The organism is Ruegeria sp. AP12 (assembly GCF_056540025.1).
The window spans coordinates 331,219-352,483 of the sequence record NZ_JBQFVZ010000003.1 but is presented as its reverse complement, the minus strand read 5'-3'; the positions used below and the strand labels follow the sequence as shown (position 1 = coordinate 352,483).

The 21,265-nt window shown below is 61.4% G+C and carries 19 protein-coding genes; 6 read left to right on the top strand and 13 right to left on the bottom strand.

Translation table 11 applies throughout. From position 1 onward, the window contains the following. Window positions 1-23: 23 nt before the first annotated feature. Complete coding sequence (locus ACR0E6_RS12670) at window positions 24-794, bottom strand: DUF1365 domain-containing protein (protein WP_170453659.1); 771 nt, start codon at window positions 792-794, stop codon at window positions 24-26. A 148-nt stretch (window positions 795-942) separates the two neighbouring features. On the opposite strand from ACR0E6_RS12670, the gene ACR0E6_RS12665 reads away from it, so the two are divergent. From ACR0E6_RS12665 to ACR0E6_RS12655, 3 genes are all read left to right on the top strand, one after another. Then, the gene (locus ACR0E6_RS12665) at window positions 943-1,599 is read left to right on the top strand and encodes a sigma-70 family RNA polymerase sigma factor (protein ID WP_170521351.1); all 657 of its coding nucleotides are present in this window, start codon (window positions 943-945) and stop codon (window positions 1,597-1,599) included. Between the two features lie 10 nt (window positions 1,600-1,609). Continuing rightward, window positions 1,610-2,260, top strand: a complete 651-nt coding sequence (locus ACR0E6_RS12660; RefSeq protein ID WP_480583924.1) for a ChrR family anti-sigma-E factor — start codon at window positions 1,610-1,612, stop codon at window positions 2,258-2,260. Window positions 2,261-2,326: 66 nt separating this feature from the next. Beyond that, on the top strand, window positions 2,327-2,713 hold the full coding sequence (locus ACR0E6_RS12655) for a hypothetical protein (protein WP_480583876.1): 387 nt from the start codon (window positions 2,327-2,329) through the stop codon (window positions 2,711-2,713). A gap of 3 nt (window positions 2,714-2,716) precedes the next feature. Here ACR0E6_RS12655 and ACR0E6_RS12650 read toward each other — a convergent pair whose 3' ends face one another. From ACR0E6_RS12650 to ACR0E6_RS12625, 6 genes are all read right to left on the bottom strand, one after another. Then, window positions 2,717-3,946, bottom strand: a complete 1,230-nt coding sequence (locus tag ACR0E6_RS12650) for a DNA recombination protein RmuC (protein ID WP_480583921.1) — start codon at window positions 3,944-3,946, stop codon at window positions 2,717-2,719. Window positions 3,947-4,003: 57 nt separating this feature from the next. Next, a complete protein-coding gene (mutL, locus tag ACR0E6_RS12645) occupies window positions 4,004-5,860 on the bottom strand; it encodes a DNA mismatch repair endonuclease MutL (RefSeq protein ID WP_480583875.1) in 1,857 nt (618 codons plus the stop codon). Window positions 5,861-6,148: 288 nt separating this feature from the next. Next, the gene (locus tag ACR0E6_RS12640; protein ID WP_170631047.1) at window positions 6,149-7,078 is read right to left on the bottom strand and encodes a metal ABC transporter permease; all 930 of its coding nucleotides are present in this window, start codon (window positions 7,076-7,078) and stop codon (window positions 6,149-6,151) included. Next, window positions 7,075-8,280, bottom strand: coding sequence for a metal ABC transporter permease (locus ACR0E6_RS12635; protein ID WP_170453654.1), 1,206 nt, complete (start codon window positions 8,278-8,280; stop codon window positions 7,075-7,077). Before ACR0E6_RS12635 ends, ACR0E6_RS12640 begins: the two co-directional genes overlap by 4 nt. Window positions 8,281-8,283: 3 nt before the next feature. Then, a complete protein-coding gene (locus ACR0E6_RS12630; protein ID WP_480583872.1) occupies window positions 8,284-9,087 on the bottom strand; it encodes a metal ABC transporter ATP-binding protein in 804 nt (267 codons plus the stop codon). A 3-nt stretch (window positions 9,088-9,090) separates the two neighbouring features. Beyond that, a complete protein-coding gene (locus ACR0E6_RS12625) occupies window positions 9,091-10,044 on the bottom strand; it encodes a metal ABC transporter solute-binding protein, Zn/Mn family (protein ID WP_480583869.1) in 954 nt (317 codons plus the stop codon). A 203-nt stretch (window positions 10,045-10,247) separates the two neighbouring features. Between ACR0E6_RS12625 and deoC the strand changes: the two genes are divergently transcribed. From deoC to ACR0E6_RS12610, 3 genes are read left to right on the top strand one after another with little or no spacing between them, the layout of a single operon-like run. Continuing rightward, complete coding sequence (gene deoC, locus ACR0E6_RS12620) at window positions 10,248-11,246, top strand: deoxyribose-phosphate aldolase (protein WP_480583866.1); 999 nt, start codon at window positions 10,248-10,250, stop codon at window positions 11,244-11,246. Between the two features lie 47 nt (window positions 11,247-11,293). Further along, window positions 11,294-13,627 carry an aldehyde dehydrogenase family protein gene (locus ACR0E6_RS12615; protein ID WP_480583862.1) on the top strand — a complete coding sequence of 778 codons (2,334 nt, stop codon included), beginning with the start codon at window positions 11,294-11,296 and terminating at the stop codon, window positions 13,625-13,627. Window positions 13,628-13,652: 25 nt separating this feature from the next. Then, on the top strand, window positions 13,653-14,462 hold the full coding sequence (locus tag ACR0E6_RS12610) for an SDR family oxidoreductase (RefSeq protein ID WP_170521336.1): 810 nt from the start codon (window positions 13,653-13,655) through the stop codon (window positions 14,460-14,462). 105 nt (window positions 14,463-14,567) lie between these two features. Here the strand turns inward: ACR0E6_RS12610 and ACR0E6_RS12605 are convergent, their stop codons facing one another. The 6 genes from ACR0E6_RS12605 to purH form a co-directional block, all read right to left on the bottom strand. After that, window positions 14,568-15,743, bottom strand: coding sequence for a S41 family peptidase (locus tag ACR0E6_RS12605; protein WP_480583859.1), 1,176 nt, complete (start codon window positions 15,741-15,743; stop codon window positions 14,568-14,570). A 146-nt stretch (window positions 15,744-15,889) separates the two neighbouring features. Continuing rightward, complete coding sequence (locus tag ACR0E6_RS12600; RefSeq protein WP_480583856.1) at window positions 15,890-17,200, bottom strand: M16 family metallopeptidase; 1,311 nt, start codon at window positions 17,198-17,200, stop codon at window positions 15,890-15,892. Next, entirely contained in the window at window positions 17,197-18,534 is a 1,338-nt protein-coding gene (locus ACR0E6_RS12595) for a M16 family metallopeptidase (protein ID WP_480583853.1), read from the bottom strand. The genes ACR0E6_RS12600 and ACR0E6_RS12595 overlap by 4 nt, the downstream gene beginning before the upstream one ends. A gap of 80 nt (window positions 18,535-18,614) precedes the next feature. Further along, a complete protein-coding gene (locus tag ACR0E6_RS12590; RefSeq protein ID WP_170453645.1) occupies window positions 18,615-19,130 on the bottom strand; it encodes a DUF3035 domain-containing protein in 516 nt (171 codons plus the stop codon). A gap of 49 nt (window positions 19,131-19,179) precedes the next feature. Beyond that, entirely contained in the window at window positions 19,180-19,656 is a 477-nt protein-coding gene (lspA, locus tag ACR0E6_RS12585) for a signal peptidase II (RefSeq protein ID WP_170453644.1), read from the bottom strand. Beyond that, the gene (gene purH / locus ACR0E6_RS12580; protein WP_480583850.1) at window positions 19,656-21,245 is read right to left on the bottom strand and encodes a bifunctional phosphoribosylaminoimidazolecarboxamide formyltransferase/IMP cyclohydrolase; all 1,590 of its coding nucleotides are present in this window, start codon (window positions 21,243-21,245) and stop codon (window positions 19,656-19,658) included. The genes lspA and purH overlap by 1 nt, the downstream gene beginning before the upstream one ends. Window positions 21,246-21,265: the final 20 nt, after the last annotated feature.

Genomic DNA, 21,265 nt, shown 5'->3' with positions numbered 1-21,265 from the left:
ATCTTACGCAAACAAGGCCCGCGCTAGCGCCGGACCCGCGATACCGGGTGATCGGGCACCGGCGCGGTGCGAAACGGGCGGAAGCGCGCCTTTTTCAGCCACAGCTTCATCGCCTGCCAGACGATCAGCGTGAATGTCCGCCGCGCCCCAAACGGGCGGCGCAGCAGCGACCAAAGGATCGTGCGGTTGGTTAGCGGTTGGCGTGGTCCGGTCAACGTGGCGATCAGGCCACCGCCCTTTCGTCCGTAATCGATCCAGACCCCAACCCGCTCGGGCCGATAGTCAAAGCGGAACGTGTACCTTCCTTCGATGACCTGAAACGGCGAAACATGCATCAGCTTGTCCGCAACCACCCGATCCGACGGGTCGATCGGCACGAAATCCGGCTTGTGGCAGACATAGCTGTGGCGGGTGCCATAGGTGTTCGTGACCTCGGCCACCACGGCGTATAGCTGATCCTTGCTGTCGAAGCAGAACCAGAAGCTGACCGGGTTGAACACATGGCCCAGCACGCGGGGCTGCGTCAGCAACATGATCTGCGCGGGCGGCGGCACATCCATGTCATCGAACCGCGCCCGCAGCCATTGTGCGCCGACACCCTGCCCCGGTTCTCCGCCATGATCGGTGCCGCGCCAGTTGGTAACGTTTGCCCGGTCGATCGAGAACAGGAAAGGTGTCTCGGGGTCGGCCTCGGGGTCCAGCAGGATATAGTCGACCGAATAGCGAAACGCATTCCGTATCGCGCCTTTGCGTCCGTGATAGGTGTGACCTGCGATATGATCGATTTTCTTCATTTCGCCGCGTATCCGCTGTGCCTGTAAACTGTTCAAATGGCGCTCTTTTCCGCGAACACCGTTTGTATCCAATACGAAACCTAGCGCAGATTGGATTATTTTGTCGCGCGAAAGTGATCCGTCTTGGGCCACCCACCGTAAAGTGGTTATGTTTACCGAGATCAATACCGTGACCTTGGACGAACCCGCGGCCGAACGGGCCGCCCCTCAGCCTTGGCGCGCAAAGAAACGCATCAAGGGTAGACAGGTGAACGGAACGAAAGCCAGTTGCGACACCAGGACCGAGTGGGTGGACCATGTTCGACGCATCCGGGACGCGCAGGATCAGGCGGCTTTTGCCGAACTGTTCCAGCACTTCGCGCCACGCATCAAGGCGTTCCTGATGAAATCAGGATCAGACGCCGCGATGGCCGAAGAATGCGCGCAAGAGGTGATGGCGACCTTGTGGCACAAGGCCCATCTGTTCGATCCGGCACGGGCAACGGTGGCCACCTGGGTGTTCACCATCGCTCGGAACAAGCGCATTGACGTGCTGCGCAAGCAACGCCGCCCCGAACCCGAAGAGCTGGGATGGGGACCCGAGGCCGAGCCGGATCAGGACGATGTCATTGCGTTGCAACAGGAAACCGCGCAACTGCGCAATGCCCTGTCGGCATTGCCAGAGGCGCAGAGACAGTTGATCGAGAAGGCGTATTTTGGCGATCTGAGCCATCGAGAGATTGCATCTGAGACCGGATTGCCGCTGGGCACGATCAAATCACGGATACGGCTGGCGCTGGACCGCTTGCGCCACGCGATGAACTGAGATGAGTAAGATGAGCAACCCGATCAAACATCACCTGACGGACGATCTGCTGATGGCTTATGCCGCCGGCTCTCTGCCCGAAGCGTTCGACCTGATGGTCGCGACGCATCTGTCGCTGTGCGACCATTGCCGCGCACGGGCCGAGAGCTTTGACGCTGTGGGTGGGCATGTTCTGGAAGAGCAATCCGATGCGATGAGCATGAGCGACACGTCTCTGGCTGCCACAATGGCCCTGATCGCCCAAGGCGCACCGACCCCCAAGCCCGCCCGTCCGGACTGCGCCGTCCTGCCGACCCCCCTGCAAGATTATGTTGGCGGAACTGTGGACGACATCAAGTGGAAGCCTATTGGTATGGGCGTCAAACAGGCGATCCTGCCGACCACAAACGAGGCGACCGCGCGGCTGTTGTTCATTCCGGCGGGCGTGGCCGTGCCGGATCACGGGCATAACGGCACCGAACTGACCATGGTTCTGCAAGGCGCTTTTTCGGACGAAGTGGATCGCTTTGCCCGCGGCGATGTCGAGATCGCGGATGAGGATCTGGAACACACGCCGGTGGCTGATATGACAGAGGATTGCATCTGTCTGGCCGTGACGGATGCGCCGCTGAAATTCACCAAACTGGTGCCACGCTTGCTTCAGCCTTTCCTGCGCATCTGAGCCACCGATTTCATTCTCGCGGCAACACGCGACGTAAGGGGTAGGAATGTGATCCCAAGAATCCTGATGACATTGGCGCTTGTTTGTGTTGCCCCCATCACCTCGGCCCAGATGAAGGCCGAGGTGCAGTTCGAGCCGGGAAATTTTGGCACGATGGTTGGCGGGACCGTCACTGGCGATGAGTATATCGACTATCTGCTCGATGCGCGGGCCGGGCAAGAGATGTTCGCCGAACTTCAAGTCAGCGACACCAATGGAAATGGAGTGATTTACTTCAACATCCTGCCACCCGGCAGCGATGGCGTGGCGATCTACAACGGGTCAATTGAGGGCAACACGGCCCGGATCATCCTGCCCGCAGATGGAGACTATACAATCCGTGTCTATCTGATGGGCAACGACCGCGATTCCGGAAAGACGGTTGGGTACAATCTGGACCTGTCGATCCAATAGGCCCTAGCCTTCGGTCTTGCCCAACGGAACCACGTTTGTGCGATCGTCGGGGGCCAGTTCCTCGAAATCGAAATTGTCCAGCCGCTGCGCCCTGCGGCCCGCCTTTTCCGCGCTGATCTTGATTTCCGAGATATCCCTGGCCGCCTGTCCGAAATGCCGATCCAGATTGGACACCCGGTCGCCCAGACGTTCCACATCCTTGTGCAGCAGGCCCAGTTCCTTGCGGATTGCCCCTGCCTGTTCCCGCATCCTTGCGTCTTTGAGGATCGCGCGCATGGTGTTCAGTGTCGCCATGCAGGTGGTGGGCGAGACGATCCAGACTCGTTTCGAAAAACTCTCCTGCACCAGTTCGGGGAATTTGGCGTGCAACTCAGCATAGACCGCCTCGGACGGCAGAAACATCAGCGCGCCGTCGGCGGTTTCGCCGTCCAGAATGTATTTCTCGGAGATATCGTTGATATGCTTGCGCACCGTGCTGCGGAACATCTGCACCGCCGCCTTCAACTCGGCGTCGTTGGTGGACGCGATCAGCGCCTCGTACGCCTCGAGCGGGAATTTGCTGTCGATCACAATCGGCCCCGGCGGGTTCGGCAGGTTGATCAGACAATCGGCGCGCCGCCCGTTCGACAGCGTCGCCTGCAACTGGAAACTGTCCGACGGCAGCGCCTTGGAGACGATGTCGTTCAACTGAATCTCACCAAACGCCCCGCGCGTCTGTTTGTTCGACAGAATATCCTGCAAAGACAGCACATCGCCCGACAGCTTGGTGATATTGTCCTGCGCCTTGTCGATGGCGGCCAGTCGCTCCTGCAACTGTGTCAGGGATGTTGCGGTCTGTTTCGATGAGCCATGCAGCGATTCCTTCATCCGCTCCTGCATCTCGGCCAGCGCACGCGCTGATTTCATCGCATTGTCCGCCAGACGGTCATTCATCTGCTGCTGCACCGAGGACAGGCGCGATTCCACCGTCTGAATTACCTGCACCTGCGCGTTCGCCTGCGTGTCCGAGACATGCTGCAACCCGCCGCGCAACTGTTCCTGCCCTTGTCCCAACTGCTGCACATGCTGGCCCAGATGCGCCATCTGCCGCGCCAGCGGTTCCGTTATCCGGGCCGAGCGGTTGGCCGCCCGCAACGACAGGAACAACAGAAGCAGAATCAGCACGACCACACCCCCAACAGTCAGGACCACGGGGTCATTCAGCGCGTATTGGGTGCCTGCAATCTCGATCATGTCGCTCAATATGTTCTCGTTTTGTTTCTATCTTCTTAACGCGTCCGGGGCACCGGATCAACTGCGCCCGAACAGCCGTTCGATATCGCTGAGTTTCAGCTCCACATAGGTCGGCCGCCCGTGGTTGCATTGGCCGGAATGGGGCGTCGCCTCCATCTCGCGCAGCAGGGCGTTCATTTCCTCGGCCCGCATCCGGCGGCCCGAACGGACCGAGCCATGACAGGCCACCCGGCTGAGGATCGCCTCGATCCGCGCCTGCACCATCTGGCTTTCGCCCTGATCGGACAGTTCGTCGAGGATATCCAGGATCATCGCGCTTGCATCGACCTCGCCCAGAATGGCCGGGGTTTCGCGCACGGCAATGGCACCACCACCAAAGGGTTCAAGGGTCAGGCCAAGGCGCGACAGATCCTCGGCCACAGCCATCAGACGGGCGCAGTCGCCCTCGGACAGTTCCACGATTTCCGGGATCAGCAGCGCCTGCGCCGCGACGCCGTTTTCGGCCATCTGGGTTTTCAACTTTTCATAGACCAGCCGCTCATGCGCTGCGTGCTGGTCGACAATCACCATGCCATCGGCCGTCTGGGCGATGATGTAGTTCTCATGTACCTGCCCGCGTGCCGCGCCCAAAGGCAGGTCCTGCGCCGGTGGCTCTTCGGCGACCGGCGCGACGGGGCTCGGTTCGACAATGCTGCCGCTGTAATCATTGGCCAATTCGGCAAACCCCGGAGACTGCGCGCGGTACGCGGCCTGCCGTGCTGCAGGAGAGGGCCGGTCCATCTGATAAACCCGCGCGGGCGCAGGTTGCGCCGGTTCCGGACGCATCGCCCCCAAGGTCGCGTTGGCCACGGTCGAGGACGCGCGATGACCGGCCTCGGCCAGGGCGTGCCGCAGGGCGGACACGATCAGCCCCCGCGCCACACCGGGGTCGCGGAACCGGACCTCGGATTTGGCAGGGTGCACGTTCACATCCACAAGTGTCGGATCACAGTCGATGAACAGCGCCGCCGCCGGGTGACGGTCACGGCTGAGGAAGTCGAAATAGGCCGCACGCAGCGCGCCGGTCAGCATCTTGTCACGGACGGGGCGGCCATTGACGAACAGGTACTGCGCCACCGCCGCACCGCGCGAATAGGTGGGCAGCGCGGCATAACCGTACAGACGGATGCCCTCGCGCGTGGCGTCGATCCGCAGGGCGTTTTCGGCGAACTCGCGGCCAATGACGCGGGCCAGACGGGCGTGCAGCGCGTCGAACAGATCGCCGTTCTCGCGGTCGGCGCGGAAGGTCACCCGCCCCTCGCCCCCGCCCGAGACATCGCGCAGGGTGAAGGTCACGGCGGGTTCGGCCATGGCCAGACGTTTGACGGTATCGGTGATCGCCTGCACCTCGGCCCGGTCGGTGCGCATGAACTTCAACCGGGCGGGCGTGGCAAAGAACAGATCGCGTAGTTCGACAACGGTTCCTGCGCGCAGAGCGGCAGGTTTGACCGCCTCAGCCTTGCCGCCCGCAACATGGATTTGCGCAGCCTCGGCCCCCGGCACCCGGCTGGTGATCGTCAAACGACCCACGGCACCCAGTGATGGCAGCGCCTCACCCCGGAACCCGAATGTGTGGATATTCAGCAAATCCGACCCGTCGATCTTTGAGGTCGCATGCCGCGACAAAGCCAGCGGCAGATCATCCGGCGCGATGCCGCAGCCATCATCGGTGACCCGGATCAGGGTCTTGCCGCCATCGGCAATATCAATGGCAACCCGTGTGGCCCCGGCATCGATTGCGTTCTCGACCAGCTCTTTCACGGCCGAGGCCGGACGCTCCACCACCTCGCCTGCCGCGATTCGGTTGATCGCAGCCTCGTCGAGTTGCCGGATGACAGGGCGAGTGTCGCTGATATTGGGGTTTGATTGCGCCATACCACCACACCTAGCATAGCCGCACGCGATTCTGCCACCGGTTTGAACGGTGATTCAGCATGGACTAGCGTTCAGAGAGGGGGAAGTCCGGGCAATCAACGGCGGGCGCATTCGCTGGCCTCGCACCGCAACTGCCCGGACATGCCGAAGTGAGTGGTAGGTATTCAGCCTTCAATGAACACGATCTAACACGCGCTTGTCTAAAAGGCTTATTAAGACTGTCGCTTTGGCCGTCTTGGCAGAGTTCAGCCGATGACGTGCGGACAGCACTGGCAGGAAAACGCCAATTCACGCAGTCGTGTGCGCCCCGACCCGGGTCCGACATGGACCAAAGATTGCGGTCAGGGCCAGGATAAACCCGGACATCGTGGCGATCATGCCTGCCGCGCTGACAGCATCCGCCGCGCCCAGCCACAGCGGGCCGTAGCCCGCCAGCACATACCCCGAAACGGCTGAAATTACCGCAAAACCAACGCTCCACGCGATTTGGGTCTCCAGCCGGTTGGTCATCATCCGGGCCGCTGCGGGCGGGCAGATGAACATGGCGATCACGATGATCGACCCGACCGCATCAAACGCGGCGACCGCTGCAATCGCCGCCACGATCACCAGGGCCAGGCCCAGCGCATTGGTGCGGATGCCCATGGTGCGTGCGAACCCTTCGTCAAAGGTCGAGATTTTCAGCGGACGCCAGAACAGGAAGGTGAACAGCAGAACGCCCAGCAGAGTAATGGCGATCCGGGGCAGTTCGGGCGGTAATCCCGCCAGCGCCTGCCAATCCCAAAGCGAGGACCAACCGGTTGCATCCAGCCAGATCAGGCTTTCCAGATTGCCATAAAGCGCATGTTCCACATCCAGATGTACGGTCGAAGTGTCGGTCTGTTCCAACAACAGCACGCCCGCTGCAAACATGGTGGTAAAGACCACGCCCATGGCGGCCCCCGGTTCGATCTGACCCAGCCGCCGGATCGCCTCGATCAGGATCACGGCCACAATCGCCGCGCCCGCCGCGCCCAGCATCATGGGCCAGGTCGAGATCGCTCCGGTCACCAGAAAGGCCACGACAATGCCGGGCAGGACCACATGGCTGATCGCATCCCCGATCAGGGCCTGTTTGCGCAGCACCAGAAAGTTGCCGGGCAGCGCGCAGGCAATGGCCGCAAAGGTGCCGATCAGCAGCGGCGTCAGGGACAGGGGAACAAATTCCTCACCGCTCATGCCGGAACCTCCTGCGGGTTGCCGATCCGGCGGTCGATGTCAGCGATCTGGTCGCGGGTCAGCACGGTTTCAATGTCGCGCAACCCGTCATAGAGCGCCGCCGTCGCCTCATGCGCTTGATCTGCGCGCACGATCTCCCACCGTTTTTCGTCACGCAGGGCCTTGGCGGCGCGGGCCTTTCCGGCCTCGGTTGCCACCCCGTCGGCGCGGACCAGATCGGCGCGGCGCAGCAGGCGCAGGGTCAGCGGTTCGTAGATCTTTTGACCCTGCGCCAAGGCCAGCAATCCCTGACGGATGTGAACGCGGCGCTGAAAGCGCAGGTGACGCAGCACAGCCGCCAACACACCGCGCACCGGCGCAAAGAACAGCGACAGGACGAAGAAGCCGAAACTGACCAGAACGATGATCGGCCCGGTCGGCAGGTTTGGCGCGGTTGCAGACAGGGCGGCCCCAATATAGCCCGCCAATCCACCTGCCAGACCGGCCAAAATCACCACGTGGTCTGACCGTTCCGACCAGAACCGGGCAGTGACCGGAGGGATGATCAGCAAGGCGACAATCAGGATCAGACCGACGATCTTCAGACCAACCACAGTCACGGCCATAACAAGGCCCATCATGGCAAGATCGATGCGATGCACCGGCAGCCCTCGGGCCGCTGCGTATTCGGGATCGAAGGCAACCAGAGTCATGGGGCGGCGCAGGATCAGAACCAGCACCAGCGTAGCCGCACCGCCGATGGCAATGATCAAGGCATCCGCCCATAACATCCCGGCGGTCGAGCCCAGCAGGAACCCCTCAAGCCCCGCCTGACGGCCAACGCCCATGGTCTGAATGACTGTCAGCAGGACGATGCCAAAGCCAAAGAACACAGACAGGACCGCGCCAATCGCGGCATCTTCGGCCAGACGCGTGTGGCGGGTCAGCCGATTCATACACAGCAGGCCAATCCAGGCCGAGACCGCAGATCCGGCCAGCAGGCCCAGCAGATTGCGCCCATCCCCGCCCAGTGCCACCAGCACCATGAAGGCCAGGCACACACCCGGCAGGGTCGCATGGCTGATCGCATCGCTGACAAGTGCGCGTTTGCGCAGAAACAGGAAAGTCCCGGTCACTCCTGCCGAGACGCCCAGCAAACTCGCACCGATAGCAACCAGCGTGGCGTTATAGCCAAGCTGCAGACTCAGAGCATCCCAGAGCATGTGTTACCCCAGCGCACGCGAAATCTGGTCGATTTGCGCGGTGGCCAGACGGCCCCCATAGGCGGATTGCAGGGTTTCGGCGGTAAACGCCTCGGCCACCGGGCCTTCGGCAACCTTGCGGGTGTTGATCAGGAAGACATGATCGAAATAGTCGGTGACGGTGGCCAGATCGTGATGCACGACCACGACGGTTTTGCCCGCCTCTTTCAGCGATTTCAGCACCGTGATGATGGCCTTTTCGGTGGCCGCATCAACCCCGGCAAAGGGTTCGTCCAACAGATACAGGTCAGCGTCCTGAGCCAGCGCGCGGGCCAGAAACACGCGCTGTTGCTGCCCTCCCGAAAGCTGCCCGATCTGACGATCCGCAAAATCGCGCATGCCCACGCGGTTCAGGCAATCCATCGTCGCCGCCTTATGGCGCGCGCGGACGCGGCCCAGCAGGCCCAGCTGCCGGGACAGACCCATCAGGACCACATCAATCACGCGGGTCGGAAAGTCCCAATCAACACTGGCCCGCTGCGGCACATAAGCGATCCGGGCACGCTGCGCCTCAAGCGGTTCGCCAAACACCGTTACCCGGCCCGACAAAGGGGACACGATCCCAAGCGCCGCTTTCAGCAAGGTCGATTTCCCGGCCCCGTTCGGGCCGATAATGGCTGTCATGGCCCCCGGCTGAACGGTCATGTCCACCGAAAAGACAGCCGGTTTCTGCCCGTAGGACACAGTCAGACCCCGAATGGCCAAGGGGCTGTCGCCTATGCTGTGCTCAACGACCGAGACACCCTTATCTGTGGCCAGTTCAAGCATCGCTCAGAACCCCGCCGACAATCTGCCGTTCAAACCGCGTTCCGGTACATCGGCCCCCAACGCCCCGCCAATCACCGTGATGTTGTGATCCAGCATGCCGATATAGGTGCCCTCATACGTGCCCGGCTCGCCCATTGCATCCGAGTACAATTCGCCACCCACAGTCACCTCATGACCCTTGGCCGCAGCCCCTTCGATCAGCGCGCGCATCGAGCGGTCAGAGACCGAACTTTCCACAAAAACAGCGGTCAACTGGCGGTCCACCAACGTATCGACCAGTTCTCCGATCCGGTTCAAACCAGCTTCGGACTGGGTCGAGATGCCCTGAACGCCCATCACCTCATAGCCATAAGCTGCGCCGAAATAGCCAAAGGCATCATGAGCGGTGACCAGCACGCGGTTGTTTTCAGGCACGGCAGTCAAAACCTGATCAGCATATGCTGTCAAAGCATCCAGTTCGGCCAAATGCGCGGTTGCATTAGCGGCAAAAACCTCTGCCGCTTCGGGGCGCGCCTCGGTCAGTGCTGCCTGAACCACGGTCACCACATCGCCCCAAAGGGTCGGGCTCATCCAGACATGCGGGTCGTATTTGTCGGCGTAATCGTCATGGGCGCGCAGCTTGGTCTTGTCGATGCCTTCGGCCACCGCGATCACGGTCCGTTTGCGTGCAAGATCGCCGAAGAAGTCTTCCATCTGAGCTTCGAGGTAGAGACCATGCCATAGCACAAGATCGGCACGGGTCATCGCAACGATGTCACTGCGGGTCTGGCGATAGGCATGCGGGTCGACGCCGGGGCCCATCAGGCCTTTCACCTCGACCTGATCGCCACCCACCTGCCGCACGGCATCCGCGATCATCCCGGTGGTGGCGACAACTTTCAGCGGTGCCTCCGCCCACGCGGCGAACGGCATCGATGCGGCAAAAGCCATGGCAGCAAGAAAACTGCGACGAATCATGTTCAGACCCCAGATTAGGTTCCGTGTTGAGATTGAATATGAGAACCATTCGCAACTAAGTCAACGCAATTGCGAATTATTCGCAACAAAACCTGCAGTTATTTTTCCAAATGGTCAAAAAATTTGCACCCAAGCGCACCTGATACCTTCCATTTGCGAGCGTCCCGTGCGATTTTGGCGCAAACCTCCCAAAGGACGTGATGATGGATACGCAGAGCTCAGAAAGCCCCGTGCGCACCGCGCATCTGCCGCAAGTGACCGAACCCAGAAACCCCGGTATGGAGCTTGATCTGGACTGGGTCCGCGCGGTGCAGGCCAATACCTCGGCCATTGAACGGCGCGCGGCGACCCTGCCCGGTCGGCGGTCGGTGAAGAAAGAGTATCAGGCGGCGTGGCTGCTGAAGGCGATCACGATGATCGACCTGACCACCTTGTCGGGTGACGACACGGTTGGCCGCGTACGCCGCCTGTGCGCCAAGGCGCGGCAGCCGGTATCGTCGGCCACCCTGCAGGCGCTGGACATGCCGCCGATCACCACCGGGGCCGTTTGCGTCTATCATGACATGATCGACACGGCGGTTCAGGCGCTTGAAGGCACCGGCATCCCCGTCGCCGCGGTCTCCACCGGCTTTCCCGCCGGATTGTCGCCGTTCCATCTGCGCGTGGCCGAGATCGAGGAAAGCGTCAAAGCCGGGGCCGAAGAGATCGACATCGTCATCTCACGCCGCCACGTGCTGTCGGGGGACTGGCAGGCTTTGTATGACGAGATGAAGGCGTTCCGCGTGGCCTGCGGCGATGCCCATGTCAAAGCCATTCTCGCGACCGGCGAACTTGGGTCGCTGCGCAACGTCGCGCGCGCCTCGCTGGTCTGCATGATGGCGGGGGCGGATTTCATCAAGACCTCGACCGGGAAGGAAAGCGTTAATGCCACCCTGCCCGTGTCACTGGTGATGATCCGCGCGATCCGGGATTACTATGACCGCACCGGCTATCGCGTTGGCTACAAGCCTGCGGGCGGGATTTCCAAGGCCAAGGACGCGCTGGTCTACCTGTCGCTGATCAAGGATGAGCTGGGCGACCGCTGGCTGGAACCCGACCTGTTCCGCTTTGGCGCGTCGTCTTTGCTAGGCGATATCGAGCGGCAGTTGGAGCACTATGTGACCGGGGCTTACTCGGCTGGGTACAGACATTCCATGGGCTGAGCCCGTGGACAGGTCTGGACAGTGAGTATTTGGGAAAAGATGAAGCAATGACAGTCAAAGAGATTTTCGAGACCATGGAATACGGCCCCGCCCCCGAAAGTGCAGCCGAGGCGCTGGCCTGGCTGGTCGATCAGGGCGACAAGTTCGGTCACTATATCGATGGGGCCTTCACCAAGCCCGGCAAAGGCTTTGACAGCCGCAACCCGGCGACCGGAGAGGTGCTGGCCAAGCTGACGCAGGCGAAACAGGGTGACGTGGACGCCGCCGTCGCCGCCGCCCGCAAGGCGCAGCCGAAATGGGCGGGTCTGGGCGGCGCTGGTCGTGCACGATACCTCTATGCCATTGCACGGCTGCTGCAGAAACATGCGCGGCTGTTTGCGGTGCTGGAGAGCATGGATAACGGCAAACCGATCCGTGAATCGCGCGACATCGACATCCCGCTGGCGCAACGGCATTTCTATTACCACGCGGGCATGGCGCAGTTGATGGAGAGCGAATTGCCGGACGCTGAAGCGTTGGGCGTGTGCGGTCAGATCATCCCGTGGAACTTCCCGCTGCTGATGCTTTCGTGGAAGATCGCGCCGGCGCTGGCGATGGGCAACACGGTCGTTCTGAAACCGGCCGAATATACCTCGCTGACCGCTTTGCTATTTGCTGACATCTGCTCGCAGGCCGGATTGCCGAAAGGTGTCGTGAATATCGTCACCGGTGACGGCGCGGTGGGCGAGATGATCGTGAACTCGGACGTGGACAAGATCGCCTTCACCGGTTCGACCGTTGTTGGGCGGCGAATTCGTGAGGCGACGGCGGGTTCCGGCAAGGAACTGACGTTGGAACTGGGCGGCAAGTCGGCCTATGTCGTGTTCGATGACGCCGATATCGATTCCGCCATCGAAGGGCTGGTTGATGCGATCTGGTTCAATCAGGGTCAGGTCTGCTGTGCGGGCTCGCGCCTGCTGGTGCAGGAGGGCATCGCCGATCGCTTCCACGAGAAACTGCGCGCCCGCATGGACGGGTTGCGCATCGGCGATCCGCTGGACAAATGCATCGACGTAGGCGCGGTTGTGGACCCGGTTCAGTTGCAGACCATCAAGGGCATGGTCGAAAGCAACACGGTGGGCCATGTCCATCAGGCCGCCTGTGACCTGCCTGCAAATGGCTGTTACTATCCGCCGACGCTGATTTCGGGGCTGGAGACCTCGGACCCGTTGATGCAGGAGGAGATTTTTGGCCCGGTTCTGGTGTCCTCGACCTTCCGCACGCCGGAAGAGGCGGTGGAACTGGCCAACAACACCCGCTACGGGCTGGCCGCGACAGTCTGGACCGAGAATGTGAACCTCGCGCTGGATATCGCGCCCAAGCTGGTTGCGGGTGTGGTCTGGGTGAACGCGACCAACCTGTTCGACGCTGCCGCCGGATTCGGCGGCGTGCGCGAAAGCGGCTTTGGTCGTGAAGGCGGTTGGGAAGGGCTGGCGGCCTATACCAAACCCAAGGGCAAGGCCAAGACTCTGGCCAAGGTCGAGGCGGCGACCGGCGAAGGTACTCCGGTCGATCCCATCGACCGCACCGCCAAGATGTATGTCGGTGGCAAGCAGGCGCGGCCCGACGGAGGCTATTCGAAACCCGTCTGGGGCAAATCCGGGCTGCTGGGTCATGTGGGGCTGGCTAACCGCAAGGACGTCCGCAACGCGGTTGAGGCGGCGGCGGGTGCCAAGGGCTGGTCCAAGACCACCGGCCATCTGCGGGCGCAGATCCTGTATTACATCGGCGAAAACCTCTCGGCCCGCGCTGGTGAATTCGCCGCGCGTATCGACGCCATGACCGGCAAAAAGGACGGCGCGAAAGAGGTCGACGCCTCAATCCAGCGCCTGTTCACCGCGGCCGCCTGGGCCGACAAATATGACGGTCAGGTGCATGGCGTGCCGATCCGGGGCGTTGCCATTGCGATGAAAGAACCCGTCGGCGTCATCGGTGCGCTCTGCGCGGATGAGGCACCGCTGCTGGGTCTGGTCTCGGCCATGGCCCCGGCGATTGCGATGGGCAACCGGGTGGTTCTGGCCGCGTCCGAGCCCTATCCGCTGGCGGCGACGGATTTCTATCAGATCCTCGAAACCTCGGATGTGCCCGCTGGCGTGGTGAACATCCTGACCGGCAGCCATGCGGAACTGGCGAAACCGCTTGCCGCGCACCTGAACGTGGATGCGGTCTGGTCCTTCTCGTCCACCGACCTGTCGGCCGAGATCGAGGCGGCATCAGCCGGGAACCTGAAACGCACATGGGTCAATAACGCAACGGCAGTCGATTGGGGCGTAGACCATTCCCGCCGCTTCCTGCAAGCTGCGACCGAGGTGAAGAACATCTGGGTGCCCTACGGCGAGTAGGGCTCCCGCATCACGGGAGGCCCATATGGATTTTTCAGGACAAACCGTCATCGTCATCGGCGGCACCAGCGGCATCAACCGAGGCATTGCCGAGGCGTTTGCCGCCTCGGGGGCCAAGCTGGCCGTCGCCAGCCGGTCTCAGGAGAAGGTGGACGATACTGTTGCCGCATTGAAAGAGGTCGGTGCGGCGGATGCCATCGGCGCGGCCTTTGACGTGCGCGACCCGGATGCGGTGGCCGAGGGGTTGAAACAGTTCCACGAGGCGTTCGGGGATTTCGACGTTCTGGTCTCGGGCGCGGCGGGCAACTTCCCGGCGCTGGCCTCTGAAATGTCGGTCAATGCGTTCAAAACCGTGATCGATATCGACCTGATGGGCACGATCCATGTGATGAAAGGGGCCTATCCCTACCTCAAGCGCCCCGGCGCGAGCATCATCAATATCTCGGCCCCGCAATCCTATCTGCCCTATGAGGGCCAGTCGCATGTTTGCGCCGCCAAGGCAGGGGTCGATCAGATCACCCGCACCTTGTCGATGGAATGGGGGATCGAGGGCATCCGTGTGAACTCGGTTGTGCCGGGCTTTATCGAAGGCACCGAAGGCGCCAAACGCCTGACGCCATCGGACGGCGCACATGAAGAGATCCGCAAGGATGTGCCGCTGGGCCGATGGGGTCAGCCGCAGGATGTGGCCAATGCCTGCCTGTTCCTCAGCTCGGACATGGCCAGCTATATCAGCGGCACGGTTCTGGCTGTTGATGGCGCACTGTATCAGCGCGGCTCGGGCAAATTCGGGCAGATGATGGGCGACATGCTGCGTAGCATGAAAAAGGGCTGAACCCCTTACAAGACGCGCAGCAACGTCCAAAGCAACCCCGGGCACAACGCTCTTACTAAACGGAGCAGCCTCGCAGAAATCTGCGCGGGGCTTTCTGCGGTTCGCCTAATTGCTTACGCTTTTCAGAACTTGTTGATGGAACGCGCCTTGTGCATCCTCATCAGTAGGTCTTACCACCCATTCCCTATCCAATTTCAGCGCTCCTGCGGGTACGATTTGCCGCGCGATCTCGGGTGGTGTGGTGTCGTCATACGTTCCGTTCTGCCAGTCGTGAAAGGCTGAAGAGTATCGCACGACCGCCTCGCTGGTCGGCAACTCCAGCACCCCGCCCTCGGCAAAGAATACCAACCCATCGCCCATTTCTTCCCCGATGAGTTTGAGCCTGTTTCCCAAACGATGCTTTAGGATGGCAACAAACACGATCGCGGCAGAGAACGTGAATTTGTCGACAAGCACAACAACCTGCTTGCTTGCGCTTTGCGAGATTGCGTCGATCAACGGCATCACTAGAAGAAAATTGCCGCCAGTGTTTCCGCGAACGTCAATTAAGAGTGTTTTGTTTGAGCAGGCACCTACGCGGTCCGCTGCATCTGAAATGGCTTCAGGCAGATCACGTTCGCCCGGATCAAAGAAACTTGGCAACAGAATTGAAAGCCCAAGTTCGTGCCAGTCCTTTATGCCCACAAAGGTTTCGGGTTCCCAGGCCGGATCAGCCCTGCCATGCTCGTTTCGCGGGTAGAGCGTTGATGCAGGAACCCTAGTCCCGTTCTCCAGTTTGATATCGGCTATCTGCCCGTTCTCGTCCTGCACGCGATACTCGGTCGTATCGTCCACTGAGGCAAAACCCAAGCGAGCCAGAGCGTATGGCCACGCAAGAAGGATCGATCCGATGACCCGTTTCCTTTGGCGCGTTCCCGCCAGAAAACGTCTTGAGGCGGCTTCGATTTGCCCCAAAGGTGCGCCGTTGACGGCAATCAACTCTCCTCGTGGCGCGGTTATTTCTGGTGTTGCACCAACCAAATGGTGGCCCGTCCCGACGCTTACAAACCTCAGCGGAAGCACCGAGATGCCATCGTTTGGAATCAACCGTGTGTGCCCGTTGTCGGGAAGTGCCAACAGGCGCATCGCGGAAAACAGAAAATCCTCTTTGGACCCCTCGAATACGCATCGTCGGGTGTCACTGATGCAGTTATCTATTACCGTTTGGTCGATCCGCCGAAAGCTGGGATCGGTTGGCAGGGCAGTTTCCAATATTTGCGCAAAGTCTTGCGTCAGCGACATACGTCACGGTGCGCAGAACTGATGGACGATGTCCAGACTGGGCTCTGCGCTGAAACCAAGATCCAGAAGATCTGGCGGACCGCAGAGCCGCTGCCCCTTGAACAGCAACACTTCCGGTAAGAAGCCGGGTCCGGGTCACCCCTGACTCAATTTGTGGTATCCAAACCCACTGGTTTTCCTACCACGGTGAAATGCAGGCCCTCGGGGTCCAACAGTTCGCTGGCGACGCGGTTCACATCCTCAAGAGTCACGGCGTTTACCTTGTCGTTGCGGGTGGCGATGTAGTCGATGGGCAGGCCCTGCATCTGCATCCCGACCATGATCCCGGCGATCTGGCCATTGCCATCAAAGCGCAGCGGATAGGCACCGGTCAGGTAGGTCTTGGCGTCGTCCAGTTCCTTCTGGGTCACGCCTTCGTCGGCGGCGCGGGCCCATTCGGCGCGGATCACCTCGACCGCTTCGGCAATACGGTCATTGGCCGAAGACACCGAGCCAAGATAGACCGAGGCCAGATCCTTGGGCACCAGATAGGTTGCCACCCCATAGGTCAGACCCCGCTTTTCGCGCACCTCCTGCATCAGGCGGCTTTCGAACCCGCCGCCGCCCAGAATGTGGTTCAGAATAAAGGCGGGGAAGAAATCCGGGTCGTCGCGATCCATGCCTTCATGGCCAAACAGGGCCACGGATTGCGGCGTGTCGAACTCGACCACGCTGATGCCGCCCTCGATCGTCACATCGGCCTTGCCGGGGATCAGCTTTCCGGTGTCCGGCAAATCGGCCAGCAGATTGTCCAGCAGCGCACCCAATTCCTCGGCTGTGATGTCTCCGACCGCGCCGACATACAGACGGTCCTTGGCGAAGACATTGCCATAGGCCTCGACCACATCACCACGCGTCAGGGCCGAGACGCTTTCTATGGTGCCCTTCCCTTCGGACCCATAGGGGTGATCGCCATAGGCCATGGCCGAGAAATTGCGACCCGCAATGTCATTGGGATCGGTCGCATCCGACCGCAGCGCCGACACAATCTGCGCTTTGACCCGATCCACCGCGTCCTGATCAAACCGGGGCTCGTGGATGGTGGTCCGCAACAGATCCGTCACCTCATCCCGGTTTTCGGTCAGAAACCGGGCCGAGATCGAAACGCTGTCATCCGAGGCGTTGTAACTGAACGATGCGGCCAGAGCCTCCAATTCACGCGCATAGGAGCGCGAATCCATGTCTCCGGCACCTTCTTCAATCAGCCCACTCATCAGGTAAACCGCGCCGCGCTTGTCGGGATCGTCCAGCGATGTTCCGCCGCGAAAGCGCAGTTCCAGCGCTGTAAAGGGGATCGAATGATCCTCGACCAGCCAGGCGGTGATGCCCCCGGGCGAGGTGACCTCTTTGATCTCGATCTCGGCCCAGGCCGGTAAAGCGAACAAAAGCGCGATCAGGGGGGCAAAAAACCGTTTCATTGCGTCACCTCATCTTCGCGCATCAGCCAGCCGGTGACCGACGCCTCGCGTTGCAACACGTCGCGCGCGGCGGCGATGATCTCATCGCCCGTCACCGCTTGCAGAATATCGGGCCAGGCCTGCACGTCCTCGACCGTCAGACCACTGGTCAGGGCCCGGCCATAGCGGTTGCCGATGCCGTCCACATTGTCGCGCGCATAGATCTGGGACGCGCGCAGCTGCATCTTGATCCGGTCCAGATCCTCTTCGTTCACACCCTCGGCGATGAAATCGGCCACGGCCCGATCCATGGCATCCTCGGCCTCTTGCAGGGACACGCCTTCGGCTGGAACCACCAGCAGATCAAAGGTCGTGTCATCCAGCGAAACCCCGCGGTAGAAGGACCCGGCATAGACGGCGATCTGCTGATCCAGTTGCAGCTTTTCATTCAAGTAAGAGGTTGTGCTGCCCCCCAAGAGTTCCGCCAGCAGGAACAGGGCCGCTGCCGTTTCCTGCGCGCCCGGATCGCGTTCAGGGGCCAGATAGCTGCGCTGCACATATGGCTGCGCCACGCGCGGGTCCTTGAAGGTCAGGCGGCGTTCGGCGGTGTGCGGCGGTTCTTGCGACCGCACCCGTTCGGGCAGGTCCGGGTTGGCCGGGATCACGCCATAGTACTTTTCGGCCAGCGCCCGCACCTCATCTGAATCCACATCCCCGGTCACGACCAGAATGGCGTTGTTGGGCGCATAATGGGTTTCGTAGAAGGACAGCGCGTCCTCCATATCCAGCGTCTCCATCTCGCGTTTCCAGCCGATGATCGGTACGCCGTAGCGGTGGTTCAGGTACTGGGCCGCGTTCATCTGCTCGCCGAACAGGGCGCGCGGATTGTTCTCGGTGCGCTGGTTGCGTTCTTCCAAAATCACGTCGCGCTCGGTCAGGATGTCATTTTCCGACAGGCGGATATTGCGCATCCGGTCCGCTTCCATCCGCATCATCAGTTCAAGCCGGTCGGCGGCGACACGCTGGAAATAGGCGGTATAGTCATACGAGGTGAAGGCGTTGTCATTGCCGCCATTGGCCGCCACGGTGGCCGAAAACTCACCCGGGGCCAGCGTGTCCGTGCCCTTAAACAGCAGATGCTCCAGAAAATGCGCAACACCGGACGAGCCGACGGGTTCATCGGCAGACCCCGCGCGATACCAGACCATATGTTGCACGACAGGGGCGCGGTGATCTTCGATCACCACGACGTCCATGCCGTTGTCCAGCGTGAAGGTTGTAACCGCCTCTTCCTTATCCGCAAAAAGGGGCGTCGCGGCGATCAGGGCAGCCGACAGGGCAAGGGCCCGAACCATGGGGCATCCTCCGTTTCGTTATCCGACTAAAACTACGGTGGTGCGCGGCAGGTTCAAGGGAGATGACAGAAAGTTAAGAATTATTCATCCGGCGGTGACGACGGTGTCTCAAACCCTGCGCGGCGGGCGGCTTCGGTTTCAGCCTGCGGGTTGATCGACTGCCGCTCATAGACCTGTGCGTACCGATCCACAGGGAACAGGCGCAGGCCGGTCCAACGGCCGCGGCGTTTGCGGAACGCATCATCTTCGGCCTGAACCACCTGACGCGTATCAGGCGGCACACCGTAACGGCCCGATGCAGCCACCAGCGCGGCATCAGACGAAGGAACCGCCCCGTTCGGGTTCAGCGCGCCAGCGTTTCCGCCCAGCGCCGCAACCACATCAGCCTGCGGGTTCGGATCGGTCAGGTTGCCCCCACCCGGAGTGGGCGCAGGCAGGAACGCATAATCCTGTGGCTGTGTCAGCGGTTTGACCGGCAGGACCGAGAATTCATCGGGCCCCTGCCCCGGCGGTTCCAGCGTGCGCAAACCAGAGTTCGAGCACGCCGCAACAGCGACGGCAAAGATCAAAGCAATTGGGGCGCGCGACAACCGCATCAGAGTCTCCAGCCTGTTTGGGCCGTTTTATCGCATATCCTTGGGCGCGTCACGAGGGCTTTTTTCCATCGAACAAAACCAGCCCGATCGCGCCCGCAAAGACGAAAACATCCGCCAGATTAAAGACATAGGGGTTGTTGATGCCGCAACACGACATGTTCAGGAAATCGAGAACAAAGCCATACAGCACCCGATCCACCACATTCCCCAAGGCCCCGCCGATCAACAGACCGCCGCAGATCAGCATCAGTTTCGACGGCGTGGTACGCCGCAGCCAGACAAAAACGGCAACACAAATGGCAATCGAAATGCCGATCAAAACCCAGCGCGCGGCATCGGAATCGCCCTGAAACAGGCCGAAATTGATGCCGCGGTTTTCGCCGTATTTGAACACCACCAAGGGCGGCAGCACATCGATACCGCCGGGCTGTTCCGCCACGCGCATGACACGAACGACCAGAAACTTGCTGATCTGGTCGATCGCGATGGCCAAAAACGCGGCCCAGTAGAACAGCCGATACGACATCAGTGACGGAAGTGACGCATGCCGGTGAAGACCATGGCCAGACCGGCCTCATCCGCCGCCGCGATCACCTCATCATCCCGCATCGAGCCGCCGGGTTGGATGACGCAGGTTGCACCGGCTTGCGCCGCCTCCATCAGCCCGTCGGGGAAGGGGAAGAACGCGTCAGACGCGACAGCCGAACCGATGGTCAGCGGTTGCGGCAGACCCAGCACGTCTGCCATGCGCTCGGCCTTTTTGGCCGCTATGAGCGCCGAGTCCACACGGCTCATCTGCCCAGCGCCCACGCCCACGGTCGCGCCGTCCTTGACGTAGACAATGGCGTTGGACTTGACGTGTTTAGCCACTTTCCACGCAAACAGCAGATCGCGCATCTGGTCGTCGGTCGGGACCTTCTTGGTGACCACCTTCAGGTCATCCATGCCGACAAAGCCGTTATCCTTGTCCTGCACCAGCAAACCGCCCGCCACCTGACGCACGGTCTTGCCGCCGGTGGTCACATCCGGCAGCGCCTCGGTCGTCAGCAGGCGCAGGTTTTTCTTGGCGGCAAAGATCGCCTTGGCCTCGTCCGAGGCACCGGGGGCAATCACAACCTCGGTGAAGATGCCGGTGATTTCCTGCGCGGTTTCGGCATCCAGCGGCTGGTTCAGCGCCACAATGCCACCGAAGGCCGAGGTGCGGTCACAGTCGAAAGCGGCCTTGTACGCCTCGAGCAGCGTCGCGCCCTTGGCCACGCCACAGGGGTTGGCGTGTTTGATGATTGCGCAGGCGGCGGTGTCGGCGGGATCGAACTCGGCCACCAGTTCAAAGGCGGCGTCGGTGTCGTTGATATTGTTGTAGCTCAGTTCCTTGCCCTGGTGCTGCACGGCGGTCGCCACGCCGGGGCGGTTCGTGCCATCGGTATAAAACGCCGCCTGCTGGTGACTATTCTCGCCATAGCGCAGGGTCTGTTTCAGCTCACCGGCAAAGGCGCGGCGGCGTGGAGCCTCAGCGGCGAGCGCATCGGCAATCCAGTTCGACACGGCCGCGTCATAAGCGGCGGTGCGGGCATAGGCCGTCTGCGCCAGATATTGCCGGAAAGCGTAAGAGGTCTGACCATCATTCGCCTCCAGCTCGGCCAGCAGGGCATCATAGTCCTGCACATCCACCACCACATTGACGAAAGCGTGGTTTTTCGAGGCCGCACGGATCATCGCCGGGCCACCGATATCGATATTCTCGATGCAGGTGTCATAGTCGGCACCTTTGGCCACGGTCGCCTCAAACGGGTAGAGGTTCACCACCAGCAAGTCGATCGCGCCGATACCGTGCTCGTTCATCGCCGCCACATGGCCGTCATTGTCCCGCAGCGCCAGCAGGCCCCCATGCACCATCGGGTGCAGGGTTTTCACGCGGCCATCCATCATCTCGGGGAAACCGGTGATCTCGCTCACGTCCTTCACGTCCAACCCCGCATCGCGCAGCGCCTTGGCGGTGCCGCCGGTCGATAGCAGTTCAACCCCGCGCTCGGCCAGTGCCTTTCCCAGATCAATCAGACCGGTCTTGTCGGATACGGAAAGCAGCGCGCGGCGCACGGGGTGAAGGTCGGTCATGGGTCCAAAGGTCCTTTTGG